This is a genomic window from Myceligenerans pegani, from assembly GCF_014892515.1.
GTDB classification, from domain to species: Bacteria; Actinomycetota; Actinomycetes; order Actinomycetales; family Cellulomonadaceae; genus Myceligenerans; species Myceligenerans pegani.
Map to the genome: position 1 here is coordinate 33,168 of NZ_JADBGR010000043.1, position 26,057 is coordinate 59,224.

Below are 26,057 nucleotides of genomic sequence, written 5' to 3' on the forward strand. Positions count from 1 at the left end.
TATGCCCAGCACCGCCCTCCGCCAGATCCAGCGCCCGCTCGTCGTCGCGTCCGGGCGCGCGCACCCCGAGCTGGCGCAGGACGTGGCCAAGGAGCTCGGCGTCGACCTGCTGCCGGTCAGCGCCTACGACTTCGCCAACACCGAGACGTACGTCCGGTTCAGCGAGTCCATCCGCGGGGCCGACATCTTCCTGCTCCAGTCCCACACCGCGCCGATCAACCAGTGGATCATGGAACACCTGCTCATGGTCGACGCCGCGAAGCGCGCCTCCGCCCACACGATCACCGCCGTGGCGCCGTTCCTCGGGTACGCCCGGCAGGACAAGAAGGGGCGCGGCCGCGAGCCCATCTCGGCCCGCCTCATGACCGACATGCTGGCGACCGCGGGCGCCGACCGACTCATGTCGGTGGACCTGCACACCGCGCAGATCCAGGGCTTCTTCGACGGGCCGGTCGACCACCTGTGGGCGATGCCGATCCTCGTGGACTACGTGCGCACGCGCGTGGACGTGGACAACGTGACGGTCGTGTCGCCCGACGCCGGCCGCATCCGTGTCGCCGAGATCTGGGCGAGCAAGCTGGGCGGCGGGCCGCTGGCGTTCGTGCACAAGACGCGCGACGTGACGCGCCCGAACCAGGCGGTCGCGAACCGCGTGGTGGGCGACGTCGAGGGCAAGGACTGCGTCCTCGTCGACGACCTCATCGACACCGGCGGCACCATCGCCGAGGCCGTCAAGGTGATCATGGCGGCGGGCGCCCGCTCGGTGACCGTCGCCGCGACGCACGGCGTGCTGTCCGGCCCGGCGCCGCAGCGACTCGCGGACTGCGGTGCCACCGAGGTCGTGGTGACCGACACGCTGCCGATCGAGGCGTCCAAGCGGTTCGACTCGCTGACCGTCCTGTCGATCGCGCCGCTCATCGCCACCGCCATCAAGGAGGTCTTCACGGACGGCTCCGTGACCAGCCTGTTCGACGGGAACGCCTGACGACCACCGGGTGAACAAAACGGTTCGTTCCACCTCGGGAGTTGACTCGAACCTGGTGGAGGGTGGACCGTTCTGTGACACAGATTTGTCCGGGAGGCTCCGTGTCCATCACCGTCGTGGTCCCCACGTTCAACGAGGGGCCGAACGTCGCCGAGCTCGTGCGGCGCCTCGACGAGGCGCTGGAGGGTACGCCCGGCGCCTCCGTGCTGTTCGTCGACGACTCGCGGGACGACACGCCGTCGGTCATCGAACGCGTCGCCGCCGAGCAGGCCGCCAGCGGCGGCGTCCCGGTCCGCATGATCCACCGCGAGGTGGCCGACGGCGGCCTGAGCGGCGCGGTCGTCGAAGGACTGCGGGCGGTCGGGACCGAGTGGGCCGTCGTGATGGACGGCGACCTGCAGCACCCGCCCGAGCTCGCCACGGTGCTCGCGACGCGGGGCCGGGAGGCCGGGCTCGATGTCGTCGTCGCCTCCCGGTACATCGGCGGAGGGGACGCGGGCGGACTGGACGGGCACTGGCGGCGGGCCGTGTCCACGGTGTCCGCGCTGCTCGCCCGCTCCATGTTCCCGTTGCGGCTGCGGAACGTGACGGACCCGCTGACCGGGTTCTTCGCGGTCCGGCTGGGGGCGCTCGACCTGGACGCGCTGCGGCCGCGGGGCTTCAAGATCCTGCTCGAGATCCTGGCCCGGGGCAAGCGCGCGCTCGCCGTCGGGGAGGAGCCGTTCGTGTTCGGCGAGCGCCACGGCGGCAGCTCCAAGGCGACGCTGCGGATGGGCCTGCGCTATCTCGAGCAACTCGCGTCGCTGCGGTTCGGGCGGATGTCGCGGTTCGCGATCATCGGCGGGATGGGCGCGGTGTGGAACGTGCTCATCCTCTGGGCGCTGACGGTGCTCGGCATGCACTACCTGGGCGCGGCGGTGATCGCGGCGGCCGTGACGATCAGCGTGAACTTCGCGCTGCAGGAGCGGTTCGTGTTCCGGGACCTGCTCGGGCAGGGCCGGTTCGGGTTCTGGTCGCGACTCGCGCACTCCGTGACGTTCAACGGGACCGAGGCGGTGGTGCGCACCGCGGTGCTGGGGCTGATCGTCGAGCTCAGCGGGTTCTGGGCGGTGCCGGTGCAGGGCGCGCTGCTCGCCGTGGCGTTCCTGCTGCGCTTCGTCTTCCACTCCCAGTGGGTCTATCGGCCGCGGCGGACGGCGCCGCCGCGGCTGGGGGACGCGCTCCCGACGCCGCCGGGCCACGGCGTCCTCGGTGCGGCGAGCACCGACGAGCGGGTACAGTAGTCAGGTTGCCTCGGCGAGGGACGTCGGACGGCCGCGACGGACGCGGGTGATCGCCTCCGGGTGAGAGCTCCGCACCGCACGCGCCGCAGTCCGTGATCGACTGGGCGGTGAGTCGGTGACCCACTGGGCCATCCGCACACGCGGCGATTTCGCGCGCATCGCGTCCGTCACATGTCCCACGCCGACGCAGCCGCCCACCCGAGACAGTTCGACATCACCCCTCAGGAGTACTCCCGTGTCCGAGATCAAGCTCGTCGCCGAGGCCCGCACCGAGTTCGGCAAGGGCGCCGCCCGCCGTATCCGTCGCGACAACAAGATTCCCGCGGTGCTGTACGGCCACGGCACCGACCCGGTCCACGTGACGCTGCCCGGTCACGAGTCGATGCTGGCGATGCGCCACTCGAACGCGCTGCTCAGCATCGAGCTGGACGGCAAGGGCCAGCTCGCGGTCGCCAAGGACGTGCAGCGCGACCCGGTCCGGAACATCATCGAGCACATCGACCTGCTCGTCGTGCGCGCCGGCGAGAAGATCGCCGTCGACATCTCCGTGAACATCGTCGGCGACTCCGCCCCGGGCACGATCCACCTGGTGGAGGCCCAGAGCCTGTCGGTCGAGGCCGAGGCGACGCACCTGCCGGAGTCGGTGGACGTGTCGATCGAGGGCCTCGAGTCCGGCTCGCACGTGTACGCCAAGGACGTGGTGCTGCCCGCCGGCTCCACGCTGCTGACGGACCCGGAGCAGGCCGTCGTCCTCATCACCGAGCCGCGCGGCGAGGCCACGCCGGAGGAGGAGGCCGCCGAGGCCGAGTCCGCCGAGGAGTCCCCGGAGGCCTGACCCGTTCGGGGTGCCTGAATCCATGACCGATCAGCCATGGCTTGTCGTCGGGCTAGGGAATCCCGGGCCGAAGTACGCCGGGAACCGGCACAACGTCGGCCAGATCGTGCTCGACCTGCTGGCCGAGCGGACCGGTGGCCGGTTCGCTCGGCACGGCCGGGCGCAGGCCGTGACCGCCGAGGTGCGGCTCGGCCTGCTCCCCGGCGGCCGGCCGGGGCCCCGGGTGGTCCTCGCCAAGCCGTCCACGTACATGAACGTCTCGGGCGGTCCGGTGAACGCGCTGGCCCGGTACTACGGGATCGAGCCCGCCCGGGTCGCCGTCGTGCACGACGAGGTCGACATCCCGTTCGACACCATCAAGCTGAAGATCGGCGGGGGCGAGGGCGGCCACAACGGGCTGCGTGACATCACCAAGGCGCTCGGCACCCGCGACTACCACCGCGTCCGCGTCGGCGTGGGCCGGCCCCCGGGCCGGATGGACACGGCCGACTACGTGCTGCGGGACTTCACGGGCACCGAGCGCAAGGACCTCCCGATCCTTGTGGACGACGCCGCCGACGCGGTGGAACTCCTGGTCACGGAGGGCCTCCTGGCCGCCCAGGGGAAGTACCACGCGGCGAAGGCCTGAGGGCCGCCAGCCGGCTCCGGGGCGTCCGGCGGTCAGCCTCTCGCGTCCGTTTCCGCCGCCTCCCAGGTGCGGAGGTAGTACTCCGCGCCGCGGAGGAGGTCGGACGTGAGGGGCTCGCCGGCCGAGACGCGGAGGTCCTCCAGGTAGTCCGGGACCAGGCCGTAGTGGGCGACGCCGTCGGTGTTGACGTCCCACACGCGCTCGCCCGTGACCTGCCGGTCCAGCGTCGAACCGCCGTCGAGCGACGTGAACGGGTAGGTGACCCGGCCGTCCGACGGGTCCGGCGTGCCGCCGAAGCCGTTCATGTCGAAGCCGAAGCCGACCCCCGCGACGCCGTGCCGGGCGCGGGCGTCGGCGGTGCGCTCGTACTCGGCGATCGATTCCTCCGTGTCGTGCCCGTACATGGTCGCGAACCCGCCGAGGGCGTAGATCCGGTCCAGGAACCGTTCGTCCGTCCACGAGTGGGTGGACAGCACACCGCTGTAGCCGGCCTCCTCCAGGAGGTCGAGCGTACGGTCGGCCGCCTTGGCGGACATGTGGTCCACCTCGATCAGCATGCCGCGCTCCATCAGCTCCTCGACCAGGAACTCGCCCTTCGCGGTGAGCCCGTACCGGTTGCACACCGTGCCCGACGGGTACCGCGGCGGGACCGGCAGCCAGTCGAGTTCCTCGGGCAGTTCGACGTTGCCGGGGTTGTTGTCGTGCGGCTCGTCGGCCGGACAGGACCTGACGTGCCAGAACGTGCCGGTGCTGAGGAACTGTCCGGCGTTGACGAACGTCCCGGTGGACCCGGAGTCGAACCGCACCCCGCACAGCGCGTTGTCGAACTTGTGGCAGACGAACATGGACCGCACGCCCAGGTCGTACAGCTCGTCGAGGCCCGCCTCGATGTCCGAGCGGGTGCACCCGTCGAAGACCCGGAGCGTCTGCTTGCAGCCGAACGGCTCGGAGGTCTCCACCCCGAGCACGACCGCGAGCTTCCCGTCCGCGATCACCTGGCGCGCCTGGGCGCTGTCCGTGACGATCCGGAACCAGCCCTCGCCGGGCCCGCCGTACTGCGCGTCGACGAAGTCCTGCAGCGCGTACGCGTCGTCGATCTGCAGGCGGATCGCCGCCATCTCGTCGCAGTCCTGGTACGTGCCCGGGTTGATCGAGCACAGCAGGCCGTTGCTGGTGAGCTGGTTGACGAGGACCCGCTGCCCGGCCCGCCAGGAGCGCTCCACCCAGCGGTAGTACATCTGCTGGTGGGTGAGCGAGTCGTAGGCCGGCCAGTCGGTGAACGTGGGCCAGCCCGTGGTGTCGTGCGTGCCGAACGGGGAGCCGTGGCGGGTGAGGTTCTCCAGGAGGGCGGTCTCGCCGTGGGCGCCGTGGGAGTGGCAGTCCTGGAGGGCGTCGGCGATGCCGTGCTCGGAGAACGCCTTGCCGCACAGGGCCGCGCCGCCGATGCCGTCCTCCATGAACATGTGGCTGTGCGCGTCGACGTAGCCGCGCACGCTGCCGTCGGGTGCGGTGCCGGTGAAGGGCTCGCCGGTGATGTTGACCTCGGACTCCGGCGCGGGGAGCGCGGGGTCGGGGAAGGCCCCGACGGCCCCGGTCGCGGGCGCCGCGAGGGCCGCCGCACCGAGGCCGGTCACCAGGGCCATGATGGCGGGCGTTGCCGTTCGTCGTGGACGTCGCACGTCGCCTCCTGGGTCGGAACGGGAGCCGACGGCGTTGTCGGTCCGGTAACTGACCCAGACTTTAACAAGGGTTTGGGCAAATCGGAAGAGTCGTACAAGGTGTACGACGGCGGTCGTGGGTGGGGTCGGCGCCGTCGGGGGCGCCGTCGCGGGCGGGGATCGTCAGGGGGTGGCGAGCCAGCGGCGGGGCGGGCCCCAGATCCAGCCCAGGCCGATACGCCGGGTGGCGGCGTCCAGCGTCAGGGCCGTCGCGACGATCGTCATCGTCATGAAGACCGGCATCCACTGGGACTCCGGAGCCGGCACCCAGACGGCGTTCGACCAGTAGATCCACAGGATCGTGTGGATGAGGGGCGTATGCGTGACGTAGACCGGCAGTGTCCGGGCACCGACCCAGCCGAGCCCCGGGACGAGCCGGGCGAGGGCCACGCTGATCGCGATCCCGGCCATCGCCCCGACGACGTTGGCCAGCAGGTACGGGCCGGGCGTCGGCTCCAGGTCGTACGTCCCCACCAGCCACGTCACGCCGTACCAGGCACCGACGGCCAGCAGACCCGACCACCACCTCAGCCGGGCGGCGTACGCCTCGACGAGCGGGCGGAGGTGGAGGCCGATCAGGAAGAAGAGGATGAACTGCGCCGCGCCGCGATAGGCGATGCTCTCGGGCTCCCAGCCGGCCAGCGCCCAGCCGCTCACCCCGGTGGCCGCGAGCAACTGCACCCACGCCGGGAGCGGCCGCAGCAGCCGGGCGGCCAGGAAGAAGACCGCCAGGGTCCAGATGAACCAGAGCTCCGACCGGGGGACGAGCAGCGACCAGGTCAGGTGCCCGGCCAGCGTGGACCAGTCGGCGTCGGGGACCTTGTAGTAGCCCGTGACCAGCCGCACCACCAGGGTGATCGGCTCCCACAGCACGAAGACCCAGGCGAAGTAGAAGAGCTTCCCGCGCAGCAGCGTGGACCAGGACGTCGCCACCCACTTGGTGGCGAACATGCCGGCCACGGTGAAGAAGAGCGGCATGCGCAGGCTGCGCAGCGGCTCGTTGAACTCGCGCAGGAAGCTGACGTCGTACCCGGTGCCGGCGGTCCAGTTCGTCGAGTGGTAGAGCACCACGAGGCAGATCGCCAGGCCGCGCGCGGCGTCGGCCCATGTGATGCGCGGGCGCGCGCCGCCCCCGCCGGCGGCATCGGACCTGGAGGTGGACTCGCGAGGCTGGGTGGACATCGCCTGCGATGGTATCGGCCGGGGGAAGCCGTGGGTGAAAGTGGTCGCACGGGGCGATGTCGGTGCCGGGCGCTACGCTGTTCTCAGCCCATCCACCCCTCCCCGGGGAAGAAGTGGGCCAGTTGTCGTGTGCCCGGCCCGCCTCCGGACGCGTTCCGCCGCCCGGCGGCCGTCGTCGTACCTCACATCCGCACCGTCGTTAAGGACCCTGATGCATCTCACCGGTCTGCTTCCGCTCCTGCTCGCCGATCCCGGCGTCGCGGCCGCCGTCGAGCACGTCGGCGCGCGAGGCGAGGCCGACGTGGTGGGGCCCGTCGGTGTGCGCCCCGCCCTCCTCGCGGCCGCCTCCGAGCGGCGGCCCCTCGTGGTGGTCACCGCGACCGGGCGGGAGGCCGACGAACTCGCCACGGCGGTGCGCGCCTACCTGCCCGCGGGGCACGAGGACGACGTCGCCGTGCTGCCCGCCTGGGAGACCCTGCCGCACGAGCGGCTCAGCCCGCGCGCCGACACCGTCGCCCGCCGCCTCGCGGTCTTCCGCCGGCTGGCCCACCCGGCCGCGGAGCGCGGACAGGCGGGTCCGGTCCGCGTGCTCGTCATGCCCGTCCGCGCCCTGCTCCAGCCGGTGGTCGGGGGGCTGGGCGAGCTCGCCCCTGTCGCGCTCGCGGGCGGCGACACGGCGGACCTGACGGACATCGCCCAGCAGCTCACGGACGCCGCCTACACCCGCGTCGACATGGTCGAGCGGCGCGGCGAGTTCGCCGTGCGCGGCGGCATCCTCGACGTGTTCCCGCCCACCGAGGACCACCCGCTGCGGTGCGAGTTCTGGGGCGACGAGATCACCGAGATCCGCTGGTTCGCGGTGGCGGACCAGCGCTCGCTGGAGATCGCCGAGCGCGGCCTGTGGGCGCCGCCGTGCCGCGAGATCCTGCTGACCGACGCCGTCCGGGAGCGCGCGGCGAGCCTCGCCGAGTCGTTGCCGGGCGCCGCGGAGATGCTGGAGAAGGTCGCGGACGGCACGCCCGCGGAGGGCATGGAGTCCCTCGCGCCGCTGCTGGTGGACCACATGGTCCCCGTGCTCGACCTCGTGCCCGGCGACGCGCTGCTCATCCTCAACGAGTCCGAGCGCGTGCGGCGCCGGGCCCACGACCTCGTCGCGACGACGCAGGAGTTCCTCGAGGCGGCCTGGGTGGGCGCCGCGGCGGGCGGCTCCGTCCCGCTGTCGGGTGGCGGCGGGGCGGACCTGTCGGCGGCGTCGTTCGCGACGCTCGCCGAGGCGCGGGCCGTCGCCGCGAAGCGCGGCCTGGGCTGGTGGACGCTGTCGTCGTTCGGCCAGGACGTGGAGCTCGCGCAGGTGTCCGACGACGGCGCGGCGGGCGCGGGCGGCGTCTCGGCCGGCCCGCCGGCGGATCCTGTCGCCTCGCCCGCCGCGGACGCGAGCTCGCACCTGCCGGGCTGGCTGGCCGGGACCGAGCCCGGGGAGCCGACCGCCGGTGCGCCGTCGGGCGAGCGTCCGATCAACCCGGCCGGCGAGATCTTCCCGGTCGGTGCGCGGGACGTCGAGTCCTACCGGGGCGACTTCGCCCGCGCGTTGAAGGAGGTGGACTCGCTCCAGAAGTCCGGCTGGACGCTCGTGCTCACCACGGAGGGGCACGGCCCGGCCAAGCGCATGAGCGAGCAGCTGTCGGAGGCGGGCACCGCGGCCCGGCTGGAGTCCTCGCTGGAGACCGAGCCCGAGGCCGCCGTCGTGCACGTCATGGCGGGTGGGGTGGGGCGCGGCTTCGTCGCGCCCGAGCTGCGGCTCGCCGTCTTCTCCGACCAGGACCTGACCGGTCGGGCCGGCGGCGCCGGCACCCGGGACATGCGCAGGATGCCGAGCCGGCGCCGGAACGTCGTCGACCCGCTGCAGCTACGGGCGGGTGACTACGTGGTGCACGAGCAGCACGGCGTCGGCCGGTTCGTCGAGATGGTGCGGCGCAGTCTCGGCGGCGGCGCGAACGGCGCCATGCGGGAGTACCTCGTCATCGAGTACGCCTCCTCGAAGCGCGGCCAGCCGGGCGACCGGCTGTTCGTCCCCACCGATCAGCTCGACCAGGTCACCAAGTACGTCGGCGGCGAGGCGCCCAGCCTCAACAAGATGGGCGGCGCCGACTGGAAGAACACCAAGGCCCGCGCCCGCAAGCACGTCAAGGAGATCGCGAGCGAGCTGATCCGGCTCTACTCGGCCCGGATGGCCACGCAGGGGCACGCCTTCGGCCCGGACACGCCGTGGCAGCGCGAGCTGGAGGACGCGTTCGCGTACGTCGAGACGCCGGACCAGCTCGCGTCCATCGACGAGGTCAAGGCGGACATGGAGAAGCCCGTCCCGATGGACCGGCTGATCTGCGGCGACGTCGGCTACGGCAAGACGGAGATCGCGCTGCGGGCCGCGTTCAAGGCGGTGCAGGACGGCAAGCAGGTCGCCGTCCTCGTGCCGACCACCCTGCTCGTGCAGCAGCACTTCGAGACCTTCTCCGAGCGGTACGCCGGGTTCCCCGTGACCGTGAAGGCGCTGAGCCGCTTCCAGTCCGACAAGCAGTCCGAGGAGGTCGTGGACGGGCTGCGGAAGGGTACGGTCGACGTCGTCATCGGCACGCACCGGCTGATCACCGGGGCGGTGCGGTTCAAGGACCTCGGGCTGGTGATCGTCGACGAGGAGCAGCGGTTCGGCGTCGAGCACAAGGAGACGCTCAAGCAGCTGCGCACCAACGTGGACGTGCTGGCGATGTCCGCCACGCCGATCCCGCGCACGCTGGAGATGGCGGTGACCGGGATCCGCGAGATGTCCACCCTCGCGACCCCGCCCGAGGAGCGCCACCCCGTGCTCACCTACGTGGGCGCCTACGAGGAGAAGCAGATCGCCGCCGCGCTGCGCCGCGAGCTGCTGCGCGAGGGCCAGGTCTTCTACGTGCACAACCGGGTCGAGTCGATCAACCGCGCGGCGGCGAGGCTGAACGAGCTCGTGCCGGAGGCGCGGATCGGCGTCGCGCACGGCAAGATGAGCGAGCACCAGCTCGACCAGGTCATCCGCTCCTTCTGGGAGAAGGAGCTCGACGTGCTGGTGTGCACCACCATCGTCGAGACCGGACTGGACATCTCGAACGCGAACACGCTCATCCTGGAGCGGGCCGACGTCCTCGGGCTGTCCCAGCTGCACCAGCTGCGCGGGCGCGTGGGGCGCGGGCGGGAGCGCGCGTACGCGTACTTCCTGTACCCGCCGGAGAAGCCGCTCACCGAGCAGGCCCACGACCGTCTCGCGACCATGGCCGCCCACACCGACCTCGGCGCCGGCATGCAGATCGCCATGAAGGACCTGGAGATCCGCGGCGCCGGCAACCTGCTCGGCGGCGAGCAGTCGGGCCACATCGCGGGCGTCGGGTTCGACCTGTACGTGCGGATGGTCGGCGAGGCCGTGGCGGCCTTCCGGGGCGATCGCGAGGAGGAGGTCCCCGAGGTCACCATCGAGCTGCCGGTCGACGCCCACCTGCCCGAGACCTACATCGCGACCGAACGGCTGCGCCTCGAGGCGTACAAGAAGATCGCGACCGCGCACGACGACGCCGAGCTCGGCGAGGTGCGGGCGGAGCTCGCCGACCGGTACGGCACTCTGCCCGACGTCGCGTCGGCGCTGTTCGACGTCGCGGCGTTCCGCAACCACGCCCGCGCGGCCGGTCTCACGGACGTCACGGCACAGGGCAAGTACGTGCGGTTCGCGCCGGTGGACCTCGCGGAGTCCCAGACGCTGCGCCTCAAGCGGCTGTACCCGGGCACCGTCCTCAAGCCGGGCATCCGCGCGTTCCTCGTCCCGTTCCCGACGACGGCGCGCCTGGGCGGGCGCCCCCTGCGCGGCGCGGAGATCCTGGACTGGGCGAGGCAGCTCGTGGACGCGGTCGTCCTGGGCGAGGTCGCCGCGGCGGCCAAGGCCGCCACCCGCTGACCAGGTCGGCCGCGGGCCGAGCACGACCTTTCCGTTGGTGGGAGCGTGGTTGTCGACGGAAACGTCGTGCTGGACGGGCTGCGGGTCCGGGCCGGTCGGGACGGCGGCTCGAGCTATGCCGCCAGGCCCTGGGCCTCCGTGCGGTTCGGGTTCTCGAACGCCTCCGCCATCAGGGTGATCTCGCCCTTCGGGAGCTTCATGTCGCGGGCCAGGTCCGCCCAGCCCGCGGTCGCGTCCGAGACCTCGGCGACCACCTGGCGCGCGTCGTCGGGGCGCAGCCCGTACGAGGCGGACGTGTCCAGCAGCACGCGGATCTCGCGCTCGATCCGGTTCCCCATGGGCCGCAGCGGCGTCGACTCGGCGACGGAGAACGGGTCCGGGTTCACGTCGAACAGCGGCGCCAGCGACCAACCCTCGGTGCGGCGCAGGAAGCCGTGGTTCTTCATGTGGTCGTCCACGTTGCGCACGAGCAGGGTGAACGCGACCCGGCGGAACAGGTCGTGGCCGTCCGAGCTCGGCCGGCCGGAGTGGTCGGCGAGCGTCTCGGCGAGCGTGCGGTAGTCGATCGTCTCGAAGAACGCCTTCTGCACCAGCGACTCCGCCGACAGGAACCCGACCCGCCGGCCGTCGGACAGCCGGTCGAACCGCCGGGTCAGCAGGATGCTGTGCCGGCCGTGGTCCCCGTCCACCCGGTGCAACCGGGCCACGGGAACCTCGATCCCGGCCCGCGACGCGAGCCGCAGCGTGAGGTACTCCCACGCCTGCACGTCCCACCGGTCCGTGCGCAGGGGAAGCTTGGCCATCCACAGCTCGCCGTCGGCGTCCCGCACCGTGACCTTCGGCCGCGCCCCGCCCATCGATGTCCCCGCGGCGACCAGCAACCGCAGATCCCGGTCGGACCCGCGATGCTCCGCGACGGCCTCCGCCGCGTCCGTCAGCGCCGGCAGGTCCACGAGCTCGGGCATGTCCGAGCGCGGCGGCGCGAGGAACGTCTCGCCGCCGTCGAGCGAGAGGCGCAGCGCCCCGAGCCGCGTCTCGTCCTGTACGCCGAGCAGGAAGTCCCTCTCGGTGAGCCGGACCGACGCGCGCTCCTCGGCGCGGGCGGTGTTCCGCTCCGCGTGGAACAACAGCGTGCGGCCCCACTGGTCCGGCTGGCAGTCGGCGAACGTGCCGAACATCGGCCGGTCACCCGCCGACGGGATCGGCCCCGGCGTCAGGGGCAGCTCCGGACACAACGCGTAGGCGCCGGGCGTGCGCAGATACGCCTCGGCGTACCGGAACGTACTGCCGACGAGCGCGCCACCGGTGTTGAGGTGCAGGTCGAGCTCGCCGGCGTGGACCTGCCGGCCGCCGGGCAGATGGACCTCGACATGGATCGCCACGGCGGCTCAACTCCTCACGTAGTGTTCGGCGCCCCTCAGCCGGGAATCCTCACGCGCTGCGGGAGGGTGCGTTCGGCGTGGAAGCGCCCTATCTCGGTGGTCAACGGGTCGGTCGCACCGACCACGGCATCGGCCACTCCCAGGACCCGGAGCACCGCGAGGGTGTTCTCCAGGCTGACGGTGCCGGTGCCGTTCTCGATGTTGCGCAGGGTGGTGCGGGTGATGCCGGCGCGATCCGCGACGAGCTGCGCGGTCAGGCCGTGGATCTTGCGCCAGTTGCGGACGTGTTCTCCGATCGAGGTGAGGTCTCGGTGCGTTCGTTGGGACGTGCGGGCCATGGTGTCGGGCTTTCTGGACGACGGCGGTCTGGGCGCGCCGCTCGGACTGTGGTCACCAGGATAGCCGTCGTCGCCCCTAATGGACAGTGTGCTGTTCATTATTCGCCCAGGCGCCGCCGAGCGGATGCCGGGTGGACGCCAGGCGGGACTCGGGCCGCCGCCCGGGTGGTGTCCAGCCGGACACCGGACACCGGGCACCCGTCACCCCGGCATCCCCGGCAGCATCCGCTTCACGACCTTGCCCGTCGGGTTGCGCGGCAGGCCGTCCAGGAAGAACACGTCACGCGGGATCGAGAAGCGGGGAAGCCGCGCCCGCAGGCGCTCGCGGACGGTGTCCGCGTCGAGCTCGCCCCGGGTTCGCGGCACGACGTAGGCCGCGAGCCGCTGCCCGAACTGCGCGTCCGGCACGCCGACCACCGTCGCCTCGACGACGTCGGGCATCGCGACGAGGGCCTCCTCGACGGGGCGGGGAAACACGTTCTCGCCGCCCGAGACGATCATGTCGTCCGTGCGCCCGACGACGAACAGCCGCCCTTCGGCGTCGAGGTAGCCCTTGTCGCCGGTGGCCATCAGGTCGCCGTACATCGGCCGGCCCGCGCCGTCGGTGTAGCCGTCGAAGTGCATCCCGTTGCCCACGCAGATCTGGCCGGTGACGCCCTGCGGGAGCGGGGCGCCGTCGTCGTCGAGGATGCCGATGCGCGTGCCGAGCGGCGGGCGGCCGGCCGTTGCCGGGGCGGCGGCGAGGTCCGTCGGGTCCGCGATCGACACCCACGACGCCTCGGTCGAGCCGTACAGGTTGTAGAGGACGGGGCCGAACGCGTCCAGGAAGCGGGTCACCTGGTCGGCGGGCATCGCCGCGCCCGAGAACGCGACCACGTGCAGCGACGACGTGTCGTAGCGCTCGCGCACGGCGAGCGGGAGGTCCAGGATCCGCTGCAACATCACCGGCACCGCGATCAGCGCGGTGACCCGCCGCTCCTCGATCGCGGCGAGCGTGGCCTCGGCGTCGAACCGGCGGCGCAGCACGAGCTCCGCGTGCAGGGCCATGCCGAGCTGCATGGCGGCCAGGCCCCAGGTGTGGAAGATCGGCGTGGGGATCATCAGGCGCTCACCGGTCCGCAGCGGGATGCGGGAGAGCAGGCTCGCCGCCTCCGAGAGGCCGTGCGGCTGGGGGCGGCGGGCGCCCCGCGGGGCCGACGTCGTTCCCGACGTCATCACGATGGTGCGGCCCGGCTCCTCCGGGATGCGGGACCGGCGCGGGGTGCCGGCCTCGATGAGGAGGTCCAGGTCCGGGGCCGTGGGGAGGCCCGCGGAGTCCTCGTCCCACGTGCTCAGGACGCGCGTGCCGGCGGGGACCGCGGGACGGGCGTCGAGGAACTCCCGGTCGGCGAGCAGGACGGCGGGGGAGTGCTCGGCCAGGACCGTACCGACCTGCTCGGCCGAGAGTCCGGAGTTGAGCAGCAGCGTCTGCGCGCCGATCTTCGCGAGCGCGACCATCGCCTCGATGAGGCCGGCGTGGTTCCGGGACAGGATCGCGACCGGCGTCCGCAGGCCGACGCCGTTCTCCTCCAGCGCGCCCGCGAGGCGGTCCGTCCGCTCGTCGATCTCCGCGAACGTGAGGCTGCGGTGTTCGTCGACGACGGCGGTCTGCCCGGGCGCGCGCACGGCGCCGGCGCGGTAGCCGCCGGCGATCGACGGCCCCCACGTGAGGAGCTGCCAGACCGCGCGGAGATCCCGGTCGAGGCGCGACGTCGGGGCCAGGACCCCCGACCGGACGAGGTGGAACCCCTGGGTGAACACGTTCTCACTTCTGCTTGCCTGGGCGAGGTCGGCGGTGTACGTCGGCGTCGTCGCGTCGGTCGGCACGATGCCCCCTTTGGCTGGAAGGCCGCGCGGAGACGGCGGCGTCACAGGCGGCGCCCCGGTACGCGTCCTCCTACGGTCCTGTTGGGCATGAATGAAATAGCATTCAAGCTGCCCGGGGCAACCCCCTCGTCGCGGACGCCATCGCGCCGAGCGCCCGGATGGCCTCCTCCGCGTCATGGTTCTCGTAGCCACGGGTGCAGACCGCGACCACCAGGGCGTCCGGGCCCGGCTCGCCGAGGAACGCCACGTCGTGGCGGATCCCGTCCACCCAGCCGGACTTCGAGCCGAACGGGACGTCGTCCGGGAACGACGCCGTGAGCTGGCGGTCCGTCTGCCGCGACAGCAGGTCCAGCATCCAGGCCGTCCGCTCCGGGCTCGCCAGGCGGCCCGTCACGACCGCACCCATCAGGCGGGCGAGGTCGCGTGCGGTGACCCGGTGCGACGGGCCGCCGGTTCCCGCCGCGGCGAGATCGCAGTACAGGCGGCTCAGGACCGAGTCCGCGCAGCCCGCGTCGGCCAGTGCCCGGTTGCATGCCGCGAAGCCGACCCGCTCGATCATCATGTTGGTCGCCTCGTTGGACGAGACCACGATCATCCGCTCGGCGACGTCGGCCAGCGGCATGGGCGTGCCGTCCGGCGGGAGCCCTTCGTCGGTGTCGTCCGGCTCGATCGTGAACGGCCCCGCGCCCGGTACCTGCGACGTGAACGTCCGGGTCGCGACCAGTTCCTCGGTGAGCGACGCGGTCCCGGCGTCGAGCTCCCGCGCGGCGGCCACGAGCACCGCGAGCTTCACCGTGGAGGCGGCGTAGACGACGACGTCGTCCTCGCGAGCGGCGATCACCTCGCCCGACGCCCGCGCCACATGAAAGGCGATGAACGGCACGCCGTCGCTGTGACTCCCGGTCCGTGTCATGAGACTCCTCCCATCAGCCCCGTTCCACTGTCCTGAGCAGCCTGGTCCACGCCAGGACCAGGGCGCGGGACCGGGACTCGTTCTCCTCCGTGTGCTCCTTGGCGGCGGCCGCCAGGGCGGCGCGGTCGAGGCCCTGGTCCGCCAGGGCGGCCTCGTCCCAGCGCAGGATCGCGTCCGGTGACGCCTCCGGATGGAACTGGACACCCCAGGCGGCCCGCCCGACCCGGAACGCCTGCACCCGGCATTCCGGCGACGTGACCAGCAGCGTCGCTCCGGGCGACAGCGCGGTCACGGAATCCTCGTGGTTCTCCAGCATCCACAGCGGCCCGGGGACGACGGCGAACTGGCCGAACACCGGGTCGCCTGCTGCCGCCGGGAGGACCTCCAGCGCGCACATCCCGCGTTCCGTCTCGCCCGACCTGGCGGTCACCTCGCCGCCCGCGACGTGGGCGAGCAGTTGTTCGCCGAGGCAGATGCCCAGCAGCGGGACCTCGCGGTCCAGCGCCTCGGCGGTGAGCGCGCGCTCGCGCGGCAGCCAGGGGTGCTCGGCGTCGTCGTCGGGCAGGTAGCCGCCGCCGAGCAGGACGACGCCGTCGTACCCGTCGACGCTCTTCGGCATGCCCTCCCATGCCGGCACGACGTCGGCGGCCACGCGCGCCTCCGCGAGCCAGCGGCCGAGCCGCCGCGGGCCCGAGCCCTTCGAGTTCTGCACCACGAGGACGCGCGTCATGACCCCACCCTCTCCGGGGCCGGGAGCGGGCGCGCGAAGTGACACGCCGCCAGGTGCGCCGGCCCGCCGCCGGTGTGTTCATCACGGGCGTGTTCGTGACCGTGCTGTTCGCCGTCGTCGTGCGTGGCGGTGCGATGTCCGCCGTCGGCCCTCGGCGGCTCCAGTGCCGGGCGGGTTGCCGCGCACGGTTCGGGGATGCGGCGCCCGCCCCCGAGCAACGGGGCCAGCCAGCAGCGGGTGTGGAACGGGCAGCCCGCCGGCGGGTCCGTCGGGGAGGGCGGGTCGCCCTCCAGCACGATGGCGCCGCCGCCGGGGGCGTCCGCTGCGCTCGGACCGGCCAGCCGCACGGACGGGTCCGGCACGGGGGCGGCCGACAGGAGCGCCTGGGTGTAGGGATGCAGGGCGCCGTCGTAGACGGCGCCGGACGGGCCTCGCTCCACCACGCGGCCCAGGTACATCACCGCGACCTCGTGGGCGATGTGCCGGACCACGCCCAGGTCGTGCGCGACGAACAGGTACGAGAGCCCGAGCTCGTCCTGCAGATCCTGCAGCAGGTTGACGACCTGACCCTGCACGGAGACGTCGAGTGCGGAGACCGGCTCGTCGCACACCAGGATCCGTGGCCGTAGCGCGAGAGCCCGCGCGATGCCGATGCGCTGCCGCTGCCCGCCGGAGAACTGGTGCGGGTAGCGGCTCACGTGGCCGGGGTCGAGGCCGACCAGTTCCAGCAGCTCGCCGACGGCGGCGGCCCGGCCACCCGGCGGGCGGACCCGGTGGATGGCGAACGGCTCGCCGACGATCTCGCCCACGGACATCCGCGGGTTCAGCGCCGTGTACGGGTCCTGGAACACCATCTGCACGTCGCGGCGCAACTGCTTGCGGCCCGCCCGGGACAGACGTGCCACGTCCTGCCCGTCCAGGAGCACCTGGCCGCTGGTCGGCGTCTCGATCCCGACCAGCACGCGCGCGAGCGTGCTCTTCCCGGAGCCGGACTCGCCCACCAGCCCCAGGGTCCGCCCCCGGTCGAGGCCGAACGAGACGCCGTCGACGGCCTTCACCGTGCCGACGGTGCGGCGCAGCAGGCCGCGACGCACCGGGAAGTGCTTGACGAGGTCGCGGACCTCGAGCACGTGCTCAGTCATGGGCCGCCTCCTCGTGTTCGACCGGGGGCGGCACGTCGTGCGAGGCCAGCACCTCGGCGGCGAAATGGCACGCGGAAGCGCGGTCGACGGCGACCGCCTCCAGCGGCGGCGGATCGGTCCGGCACACGTCTCGAGCCGTGTCGCAGCGCGGGTGGAACGCGCAACCGGTCGGCAGCGCGGCCGGGCTCGGCGGGCGGCCCGGGATGACCGGCAGGCGGCGCCCCTCGCCGTCGCCACCCGCGCCCGACGACGGGATCGAGTGCAGCAGCGCCCGCGTGTACGGGTGGGCGGGGGCGCCGAACGTGTCGCGTACGGGAGCCCGCTCCACGACGCGCCCGGCGTACATGACGGTCACGTCGTCGGCCATGCCCGCCACCACGCCCAGGTCGTGCGTGATGAGCACCAGCCCCATCCGCCGCTCGGCCTGGATCTCGGCGAGCAGCCGCAGCACCTGGGCCTGCACGGTGACGTCGAGCGCGGTGGTCGGTTCGTCGGCGATGAGCACGTCCGGGTCCAGGGCCAGTGCCGTCGCGATCATGACCCGCTGCCGCATGCCGCCCGAGAACTGGTGCGGATAGTCCTTCACCCGGCCCCGCGCGTTCGGCACCCCCACCAGGTCCAGCAGCTCCACGGCCCGGCGCCCGGCGTCCCGGCGGGACATCCCGCGCCGCCTCCGCAGCGCCTCGGTCAGCTGGTATCCCACGGTGTGCACGGGGTTGAGCGCGGCCAGTGCGTCCTGGAACACCATCGCGATCCGCTCGCCGCACCGGCGGCGGTGCTCCCGCCGGCTCAGGCTCAGCAGGTCCTCGCCCGCCAGGAGCACCTCCCCGTGCGTGACCCGGGCGGTGTCCGGCAGCAGGCCCATCACCGCGAGCGACGACACCGACTTGCCCGACCCGGACTCACCCACCACGGCGAGCGTCCGCCCGGCCGCCACCCGGTACGACAGCCCGTCCACCGCGCGTACGTTCCCCTCGGGGGTCCGGAACTCCACGGCCAGATCCCGCACCTCGAGCAGCGGAGTGCCCGGGCCGACCACGCCATCGTGGTCGGCAGCCGACGACGCCGCGGCAGCCGACGTGTCGCCGCTCATCGGGCCAGCCTCGGGTCGAGGGCGTCGCGCAGGGCGTCACCGAGCACCACCAGCGCGAGCACCGTCGCGACCAGGCAGATCAGCGGGGCGAGCAGGATGTGCGGCGCGCCGCCCGTCACCCACTCGGACCCCTGCTCGATCTGGATCCCCCAGCTCGTCGCCGGCGGACGGACCCCGATGCCCAGGAACGAGAGCACCGCCTCCGCGCTGATCACGCCCGCCACGGACGTGGGCAGCAGCGCGGTGACCGTCCCGATGGCGTTCGGCAGCACGTGCCGCACCATGATGCGCAGGTCGGAGGCGCCCAGCGAACGGGCGGCGGTGACGTAGTCCAGGTTCTTCGCCTCCAGGGTGCTGGCCCGCACGTAGCGGGCGTACGGCATCCAGCCGAACAGGATGAGCACGATCGCCGGGAGCAGGATGACCTCGAACGTCCCGGAGCCCAGGTCGACACCCTGGAACAGCGACAGCACCAGGAGCGCCGCCAGCAGCAGCGGGATCACCAGGAACACCTCGACGGTCCGCGACACCAGGTAGTCCACCCAGCCGAGGTAGTACCCGGCGAGCAGGCCGAGCGTGACGCCGATGAACAGCGAGACGCCCACCACGACGACGGCCAGCAGCAGTGACGGCCGGACGCCGTGCACCAGCGTGGCCAGCACGTCGCACCCGAGGGCGTCGGTGCCCAGCGGATGCGCGCCGCCCCACCCCTGCGGGTCCAGGCGGGCGTCCCGGATCGGGCAGGCCCGCGGGCTCGTGCCGGTGAACAGCCCCGGGAACGCGGCCATGACCGCGAAGAACAGGATCACCGCCGCCGCGATCACGGTGTCGGGCCGACGGCGGAGCGCGCGCCAGGCGTCGGCCGCCGGGCGCGCCGGCGCGCGTGCCGCCGTCGTGGGCGTGGAGAGGTCAGTCATAACGAATCCTCGGGTCGAGCACGGCGTAGGCGATGTCGACGACGATCATCACCACCACGGTCACGGCGGCCAGCAGGGTCACGATGCCCAGCACGAGTCCGACGTCGTCGTTCCGGACGGCCTCCCACAGGACGCCGCCCATCCCGTAGATGTTCATCAGGCCCTCCGTGATCACGGCGCCGCCGAGCGCCTCGGCGAACGTGAGGCCGACGGCGGTGACCACCGGCACCGACGAGTTGCGGACCACGTGGTGCACGACGACGTGTCGCTCCGCCAGACCCTTCGACCGCGCCGCCCGCACATGATCGCCCTGGTAGGCCTCGAGCTGCCCCGCCCGGACCAGGCGGATGAACGCGGCCGACCCGGCCAGGCCCAGCAGGATGCCGGGAACCACCACCGTGGCCCATGGGTGGTCGGCGTCGAACGAGGGCTTGAACCAGTACGGCGGCCAGCTGTCTTCGCCGAACGTCTCCTCGGCCCACCGGTGCAGCGGCACGGCGACCACGTACCGGTAGACGATCAGCAGCACGAAGACCGGGAAGGCGTCGATGAGGACCGACGTCAGCCGGATGCCGTGATCACCGGTCGACCCGCGCCGGCGTGCCGCGACCGAGCCGAGCACCATGCCGAGCGCCAGCCAGGTGATCAGCACGACGCAGAACAGACGCAGCGTGTTCGGCGCCGCCGCGGCGACGATGTCGGAGACCTCGCGGCCCCGCAGGTTCGTGCCGAAGTCGCCGCGCGCGTACTGGCCGAGCCGCTCGACGAACGGGCCGAGGCACGGGTTGCCCACCTGGTCGAAGCACGGGTCGTCGAGGTTGAAACGCTGCTCGACGGCGGCGAGCTGCGTCGGCGACGCCACCTTGTCCCCGAAGAACGCCTGCGCCGGGTTGCCGTTGAGCTGGATGGCGACCGTGGTGAGCAGATGCAGCAGGAGCATCACGAGCAGCAGCGTGCCGACAGCCTGCAGCACCCGCCTGGCGATGTAGCGACCCATGGTTCAGCCGACCGAGACCTCGATCTCGCGCAGGATCGGCGCGCCCGAGAACGGGTTGAGGATCACGTTGTCCAGGCGCTCGCTGTAGTAGGTGGAGCTGAAGCCCCAGCGGAACGGGATGGTCGGGAACTCCTCGGCGAGGATGGCCTCGGCCTCCTGGTAGAGGGCCACGGACTCGTCGAGCGACGGCGCCGCCGCGGCCTCGTCCAGCTTCGCCTCGAACTCCTCGCTGTACCAGCCCCAGTGCCCCGCGCCGGGCTCACCCGAGGCGTAGAAGCTGAGGTAGTTCTCGTTCAGCGGGTAGTCCGGGAACCAGTTGTTCCGGAACATGCCGTCGTAGCCCTGCTCCGCGCGCGTCGTGAAGAAGTCCGGGTCGATGTTGAGCTCGTACGGGATACCCAGCACCTCCTCGACGGAGTTGCCGATCGCGGTGAAGTACTCCACCTCGGCGTCGTCGTCGCCCAGGCTGATCTGCAGCTTCTCGCCCTCGGGCCATCCGCCGGCCCGCTCCAGCGCGTCGCGGGCGGCCTCGGGGTCGAAGACGCACCACTCGCAGGTCCCCGCCTCGCCGCCGGGCACACCGCCCGGGACCACCCAGGAGTCGGCCGGAGTCGCCTGGCCGCTGCCGAGCGACGAGATGATGCCCTCGCGGTCGATCGCCATCGAGATCGCCTTGCGGAACTCGATATCGTTCCAGGGGCCGTCGGTGTAGCCGGAGAAGCCGAGGTACGTCAGGGCGGCGCCGGGGCGCTCGACGTAGCGCTCGGCGAGCTCGGGATCGTTCCTCGCGGACTCGACCTCCGCCGTCGGCGGGAAGGAGAGGTCGAGGTCACCGGCCTTGAAGTCGGCCCAGCTCGAGGTCTCGCCCGTGGCGTACTCGGTCCAGTGGATCGCGTCGTAGTCGGGTGTCTCGTCCAGGGTGTAGCCGTCCCACCGCTCGGCGGTCAGCTCCTGGCTCTGCTGCCACTCGGTCACCTGGAAGGGTCCGTTCCCGATGGGCTGCGTGGCACAGGCCTCGACGTCGTCCAGGCACTCCTGCGCGACCGGGAAGAAGCCGGTGTAGCCCAGCATCGTGGCGAACCCGGCGAACGGTGAGGTCAGGGTGACCTGGAGCGTCAGCGGGTCGAGGATCTCGAGGCCCGACAGCTCGTCCGTGGCGCCCTCGGCGGTGATGTTGCCCTCGTCGTCCGTGGTGGGCTGCATCTCGTCGTAGCCCTCGATGATGCCGAAGAAGTAGTTGGAGTACAGGCCGTTGTCACCGTCGGCCGTGTAGTTCCAGGAACGCGCGAACGCCTCGGCGTCGACGGGTTCGCCGTTCTGGAACTCGAGGTCCGGCTTGATCGTGATGGTCCAGACCGTGTTCTCCTCGTCCGGCTCGATGGACTCGGCGACGTAGTTGTAGGGCTCGGTGGTCTCCGGGTCGTACCGGACCAGGCCGTCGTAGACGACGTCGAGCACGCTGATGTTGTCGTAGCTGCCCGCGTCGCCGGGGAACAGGGTCTCCATGTCCTGGCTGATCCAGGTCTCCAGGGTGACCGGTCCGTCGTCGCCACCGCCCTCGGTGTCGCTCGGGCTGCAGGAGGCGAGCGTGAGTGCGACGGCGGCCACGCCGGCGGTCGCGGTGATCCTGGTGGTGATCTGCGCCATACCGGTAACTTTGGCATGAGTGCGCACTTATGCAAGTAAAAGCTGGGTAACGGTGCGCCGGGCGCGGGCCTGGCCGGCGCGATGCCGAGGCGGCGACCCGCTCGTGCGGGCCGCCGCCCCGGCGGTGTGGTGCGGTGCCGAGGTAGCGGGGCGATGAGGCAGCCCGCTACCTCGGCAGATCGGGGATCGGCGGCGTCAGCGCCAGGGCCACTGCCAGAAGGGCGGCAGCCAGCCCCAGATCCACGGCCAGGGGCTCCGATGCCGGACGGTGACCGGCTCCGAGGCGGCCGTGACCGGGTCGTAGCCCTCGGCCTCGGCGGCGACCTCCACGGTCAGCTCGTGTCCGGCGTCCCACGGCTTGACCTTGTAGGTCTTGCCGGTTCCCGAGTGCTTCGGGTGGGGGTGCCCGGCGATCGGCTCGCCGTCGCGCAGCCACTGGTAGGTGAACGTGACGCCGTCGACCGACCACTCGCCGGGTTCGGCCGTGAGTGTCCGGCCCGGGCGCGCCTTCCCGGTGATCTCCGGCGGCGCGGTGTTCCGGATCCCCGGCGCCTCGACGAGCCGGCCCACGCCCCAGTGCGCCGTGGACTGGTAGCCGGCCCCGGTCGGGTCGGCCCAGTTGCGGATCGCGGTCCGGGCGCCGTCGGTGGCGTCGTTCACCTGGAAGTCCAGGCCGTGGAACGTACCGAGACCGCCGTACTCCAGCAGGTCGATCGCGGCTTCGACGACGTAGCCGCCCTCGACCTGCCGCACGGCCGACGTCAGGCGCGCGGCTTGGTCCGCCTCGTCGCCCGTGCCGAACGACACCACGTTCTCGGCCGAGATCCGGATCTGCGTGTCGTCGGCGCGGTAGCCGCCGTTCTTCGCGTTGCCGGCGTCGACGTAGATCTCCACGGAGTCCTGGATCCACGGGTCGGAGCCCGTCACGTCGATCACCGGGTCGGCCACGTCGGCCAGCACGTACAGCGTGCTGTCCTGCCACGTGGTCGACACGGTAGCTTCCGCGCCGTCCTCGCCCTGGATCGCCTTGGCGGTCACCACCGGCTCGCCTGCCTCGTAGGCCGCATCGGCCACGCCGTCGATCACCGGGGCCGTCGTCGCCTCGGGGATCTCCGTCCAGGAAAGCTCCTCGACGAGCGTCAGCGTGCCGAGCGCGCCGGGCGAGTTCCACGCCCCGGCGTCCTCGCCGCCGTCGGACACCCGCACGTCGAGGCCGAGCGTGTCGCCCTCGGCGGCGGCCTCCAGCGGCAGCCGGACGACGACGTCGTAGCCGCCGTCGCGTTCGGATGCCACCGCGTCCGCGTCGCCGGCTCCGTCGCGGGCGATCGTGTAGCTCGTCTCGCCCAGCGCGAGGGTCACCGCGTCCTCCGAGGCCGTGGTGTCGTCCACCGACACGTAGGCGGTCAGGTGGTCGGGCGCCCAGCGGAGCTGGAACGCGGCGCTCCCGTCGGCGGCCGTGAACGTGTGCAGCGGGAGCTTGTCCCACTCCAGGGAACTCGTCGCCCCCTCGACCAGCGGCACGTCACCGGCGAACACGTCCGCCGTGCGGAGCTTGGCGGGCAGCTCGCCGTCGGCCGCCCCGTGGTACGCGGGCTTCGCCTGGTAGGCGTCGTCGAACAGGAGCGGCGCGCCGCTGTCGACCCGCCACGAGCGGCCGTCGGTCAGGCCCCAGACGGTGACGCCGTACATTCCGGCGGAGTGCTCCCGGAACACCCGGAACGCGTCGCGGTAGTAGTAGCCCTGCTCGATCAGGGAAGCCTGCGTCACCGGCGTGCCCGTCGTGACGTCCAGCTCCGTGACGGCCTGCGTCACGGGCAGGCCGGCGAACCGGTCCAGGGCCGTCTCCAGCGCGCTGACCGGCATCGACAGGTTCACGTGGAACTGGTGCCCGACGCCGTCCACCGGCACGCCGCGCGCCAGCAGGCGCTCCACGAGCGCGAGGTACCGGTCCTGCTTGCCCGACTGCTCGGTGTTGTAGTCGTTGATGAACAGCGCCACGGGCCGCTCCGCGACGGTGTCCGACGGCGGGGCGGCGTACGTCTCGTTGAACGCCTCGTCCGCGTACTCGAACGCCCGGTCGACGAAGTCCTCGCCGAGGATGCGATACCACTCCGAGCGGCGCATGCCGTCGGCGTGCTCCCCGCTGTCGGAGATGACCTCGTTCACCACGTCCCAGGCGACCAGCGGATTCGTGTCGGAGCCGAAGGGCCCGTAGTCCGCGGCGAGGTTCTCCGCGACGGCGAAGATGTGCGTCCGCAGGCGCTCGGACAGGATCTCGCGGCCCGCGGCGTCCGCCGGGAGGGGGTCGCCGGCGTCGTCCTGGAAGAACCGGTCCGGGGTCTGGCTGTGCCAGGCGAGGACGTGACCGTAGACGCGCAGGTCCTGCGCCGCCGCGAAGTCCATGAGGGCCGTGGCGTCGGGGTGGCGGCGGAAGTTCCCGTCGGCGTCGTACCAGGCCTCGGGCTTCATGTGGTTCTCGGGCGTGAGCTGGTCGAAGTGGTGCGTCGTCAGCTCCGCGGCCGGACCCGTGGTCTCCCGCGCGTCGATCGCCACGCCGACCGGGAAGTCCGTCGTCTCGCGGAGCGGCGTGAGGTCCTCGACGACGGGCGGCTCCGGGATCGAGATCTCGATGTCGTCCACGTACCAGTCGCTGAGGTTCTCACCGTTGTAGGCGGTCTCGAGGTAGAGCAGGGCGTCGTCGGCGGACGGCATCGTGAAGCTCGCGGTGACCCGCTGCCACGACGTGCTCGACATGCCGTCGAACTGCCCGAGCGTGTCGTACGTCGTCTCGCCGCCGCTGGTGTGCGCGAGGCTGAGCCAGATGTCACCCGGCGCGGCGCCGTCGGCGAAGCGGACCCACGCGGACACGTCGTAGGTGACGCCCGCCCGGAGGGTCTCCGTCACGTCGAGGCCGATCCCGTCGCCCGTGTTCTCCCGGTTCGTGATCCCGGCCGAGTAGGTCGACTCGTGGGCGTAGGCTTCCGTGACCGCCACGTCGAAGCCGCTGCCGTCCGCGCCGTTGCGCGGTCCCCAGCCGCCGAGCGTGCCGTCCTCGAAGTCGGTGGTCAGCACCGGGCCCGACGCCGGGGGAGTGCCCTGCGGGAACACGAACTCCCAGCCGTCGGCGAGTCGTTCGGTCACCACGGTCCGGACCGCGGCGAGCGTTCCGGAGCGGTCGCCGCCGCCGTCGTGCGCGAGCACGAGCTCGCCCGGCACCATCGCGGCGCGCAGGTTCTCCGTGAGGGTGGCCTCGTCCTGCGTCTCCCAGTCCGCGATCGTGTTGCGCACGTCGAGCGGCTGCATGCCCAGCTCGACGGCGGCCTCGGGCGTCACGCCCCAGGAGCCGTTCGGCGCGCGCCAGAACGGGACCTTCTGGTTCGGGTTCCCCAGCGCCTGCCGGATGATCCGCAGGTTCTCGACCATGTCCGCACGCACCTGGTCGGCGGTCCAGCCGCCCATGTCGGCGTAGCCGGTCGAGTGGTTGCACAGCACGTGGCCCTCGTCGACGATCCGGCGCAGGATCTCGGCGCCGCCGTCGGCCTGGACGTTCTGGCCGATGACGCAGAACACGGCGCGGAGATCGTGCTCCGCGAGGAAGTCCAGCAGGGCGGGAGTGGTGCCGGGGTTCGGGCCGTCGTCGAACGTGAGGGCGGAGACGTCGCCGGTGCCGTCCGCGAGGTAGGCGGGCGTGGGCACCGGGTCGATCGCGCCGCCGGGGGCGGTGCCCGGGTTGCTTCCGCTGTCCTCGCTGGTCACGAGGATGTCGTCGACCATGATCGTGTACGGCCCGTCCTGGTCGGTGCTGCCGATGTACGCCTGGAGGGCGGCGGGGTCGGCGTCGGCCGCCGCGGTGAAGGAGCCGGTGACGGTGGTCCACTCGGCCGTGACGGTGGTGTTGCCGATCCAGTCGTAGTCCGGCTTCATGACGAAGCGGACGCCGGTGGAGGCCGGCTCGGTCCCGCCGCCGGCGGCGGGGGCGATGCGCGCGCGCATCGAGAAGTCGTAGGTGGTGCCCGCCTCGAAGATGCCGGTGGGGGACTGGATGCCCTCGTAGTCGGCGGCGCGGGTGATGGACAGGACGTTGTTGCCGGCGTCGTCCGGGTCGGGGACCACGTCGAGTGTGGCGCTTCCCGAGGCGGTCCAGGCGCCGGTGGTGCCGTCGGTGAAGTCGGCCTCGGTGACGGTGACGGGCTCGGCGGCGGCCGGTGACGTGAGGGCGACGGTGGCCGCGGTGCCCGTGAGCGCGAGTGTCGCGGCCGTGACGGCGGCGGTCGCGCGGCGGGTGGTGCGGGCTGGAGGTGGCGGTGGTGCCGGTGCTGGTGCCGGTGTGAAACGATTTCTGAGTGTGAAACGATTTCGATCGAACATTCGAGGCGCTCCCTTGCGCAGTCCGGGTGCTATGGGCGTGATGGTAGCCACACCGGGGGG

At 72.3% G+C, this 26,057-nt stretch carries 18 protein-coding genes; 5 read left to right on the plus strand and 13 right to left on the minus strand.

The features are described from left to right. Nucleotide 1: 1 nt before the first annotated feature. The 4 genes from IIE03_RS02815 to pth all read left to right on the plus strand — a co-directional run bounded on the left by IIE03_RS02815 (nt 2) and on the right by pth (nt 3,731). Entirely contained in the window at nt 2–985 is a 984-nt protein-coding gene (locus IIE03_RS02815) for a ribose-phosphate diphosphokinase (protein WP_192861204.1), read from the plus strand. A gap of 101 nt (nt 986–1,086) precedes the next feature. Beyond that, nucleotides 1,087–2,268, plus strand: a complete 1,182-nt coding sequence (locus IIE03_RS02820) for a glycosyltransferase (protein WP_192861205.1) — start codon at nt 1,087–1,089, stop codon at nt 2,266–2,268. Nucleotides 2,269–2,503: 235 nt separating this feature from the next. Beyond that, nucleotides 2,504–3,103, plus strand: coding sequence for a 50S ribosomal protein L25/general stress protein Ctc (locus IIE03_RS02825; protein WP_192861206.1), 600 nt, complete (start codon nt 2,504–2,506; stop codon nt 3,101–3,103). Between the two features lie 22 nt (nt 3,104–3,125). Then, entirely contained in the window at nt 3,126–3,731 is a 606-nt protein-coding gene (pth, locus tag IIE03_RS02830) for an aminoacyl-tRNA hydrolase (RefSeq protein WP_192861207.1), read from the plus strand. A 32-nt stretch (nt 3,732–3,763) separates the two neighbouring features. Here pth and IIE03_RS02835 read toward each other — a convergent pair whose 3' ends face one another. Both IIE03_RS02835 and IIE03_RS02840 read right to left on the minus strand, forming a co-directional pair. Further along, a complete protein-coding gene (locus tag IIE03_RS02835; protein WP_318842767.1) occupies nt 3,764–5,410 on the minus strand; it encodes a Coagulation factor 5/8 type domain-containing protein in 1,647 nt (548 codons plus the stop codon). Nucleotides 5,411–5,572: 162 nt separating this feature from the next. Continuing rightward, nucleotides 5,573–6,631: an acyltransferase family protein gene (locus IIE03_RS02840; RefSeq protein WP_192861208.1), complete on the minus strand. Its 1,059-nt coding sequence runs from the start codon at nt 6,629–6,631 to the stop codon at nt 5,573–5,575. 211 nt (nt 6,632–6,842) lie between these two features. On the opposite strand from IIE03_RS02840, the gene mfd reads away from it, so the two are divergent. After that, nucleotides 6,843–10,604 carry a transcription-repair coupling factor gene (gene mfd / locus IIE03_RS02845; RefSeq protein WP_192861209.1) on the plus strand — a complete coding sequence of 1,254 codons (3,762 nt, stop codon included), beginning with the start codon at nt 6,843–6,845 and terminating at the stop codon, nt 10,602–10,604. 113 nt (nt 10,605–10,717) lie between these two features. Here the strand turns inward: mfd and IIE03_RS26600 are convergent, their stop codons facing one another. The 11 genes from IIE03_RS26600 to IIE03_RS02900 form a co-directional block, all read right to left on the minus strand. Then, a complete protein-coding gene (locus IIE03_RS26600; protein WP_192861210.1) occupies nt 10,718–11,986 on the minus strand; it encodes a type II toxin-antitoxin system HipA family toxin in 1,269 nt (422 codons plus the stop codon). Between the two features lie 35 nt (nt 11,987–12,021). Beyond that, nucleotides 12,022–12,324, minus strand: a complete 303-nt coding sequence (locus tag IIE03_RS02855) for a helix-turn-helix domain-containing protein (protein WP_192861211.1) — start codon at nt 12,322–12,324, stop codon at nt 12,022–12,024. A 201-nt stretch (nt 12,325–12,525) separates the two neighbouring features. Next, nucleotides 12,526–14,190: an AMP-binding protein gene (locus IIE03_RS02860; protein ID WP_318842768.1), complete on the minus strand. Its 1,665-nt coding sequence runs from the start codon at nt 14,188–14,190 to the stop codon at nt 12,526–12,528. A gap of 103 nt (nt 14,191–14,293) precedes the next feature. Further along, complete coding sequence (locus IIE03_RS02865) at nt 14,294–15,103, minus strand: serine hydrolase (protein WP_192861213.1); 810 nt, start codon at nt 15,101–15,103, stop codon at nt 14,294–14,296. Nucleotides 15,104–15,116: 13 nt separating this feature from the next. Continuing rightward, entirely contained in the window at nt 15,117–15,833 is a 717-nt protein-coding gene (locus IIE03_RS02870; RefSeq protein WP_192861214.1) for a type 1 glutamine amidotransferase, read from the minus strand. Beyond that, nucleotides 15,830–16,975, minus strand: coding sequence for an ABC transporter ATP-binding protein (locus IIE03_RS02875; protein WP_192861215.1), 1,146 nt, complete (start codon nt 16,973–16,975; stop codon nt 15,830–15,832). The genes IIE03_RS02870 and IIE03_RS02875 overlap by 4 nt, the downstream gene beginning before the upstream one ends. Further along, nucleotides 16,968–18,068, minus strand: a complete 1,101-nt coding sequence (locus tag IIE03_RS02880; RefSeq protein WP_192861216.1) for an ABC transporter ATP-binding protein — start codon at nt 18,066–18,068, stop codon at nt 16,968–16,970. The genes IIE03_RS02875 and IIE03_RS02880 overlap by 8 nt, the downstream gene beginning before the upstream one ends. Further along, a complete protein-coding gene (locus IIE03_RS02885; protein ID WP_192861217.1) occupies nt 18,065–18,985 on the minus strand; it encodes an ABC transporter permease in 921 nt (306 codons plus the stop codon). The genes IIE03_RS02880 and IIE03_RS02885 overlap by 4 nt, the downstream gene beginning before the upstream one ends. Beyond that, on the minus strand, nt 18,978–19,982 hold the full coding sequence (locus tag IIE03_RS02890; protein ID WP_192861218.1) for an ABC transporter permease: 1,005 nt from the start codon (nt 19,980–19,982) through the stop codon (nt 18,978–18,980). Before IIE03_RS02890 ends, IIE03_RS02885 begins: the two co-directional genes overlap by 8 nt. 3 nt (nt 19,983–19,985) lie before the next feature. After that, complete coding sequence (locus tag IIE03_RS02895) at nt 19,986–21,629, minus strand: peptide ABC transporter substrate-binding protein (RefSeq protein WP_192861219.1); 1,644 nt, start codon at nt 21,627–21,629, stop codon at nt 19,986–19,988. A gap of 195 nt (nt 21,630–21,824) precedes the next feature. Continuing rightward, nucleotides 21,825–25,997 carry an endo-1,4-beta-xylanase gene (locus IIE03_RS02900; protein ID WP_192861220.1) on the minus strand — a complete coding sequence of 1,391 codons (4,173 nt, stop codon included), beginning with the start codon at nt 25,995–25,997 and terminating at the stop codon, nt 21,825–21,827. Between the last annotated feature and the right edge of the window lie 60 nt (nt 25,998–26,057).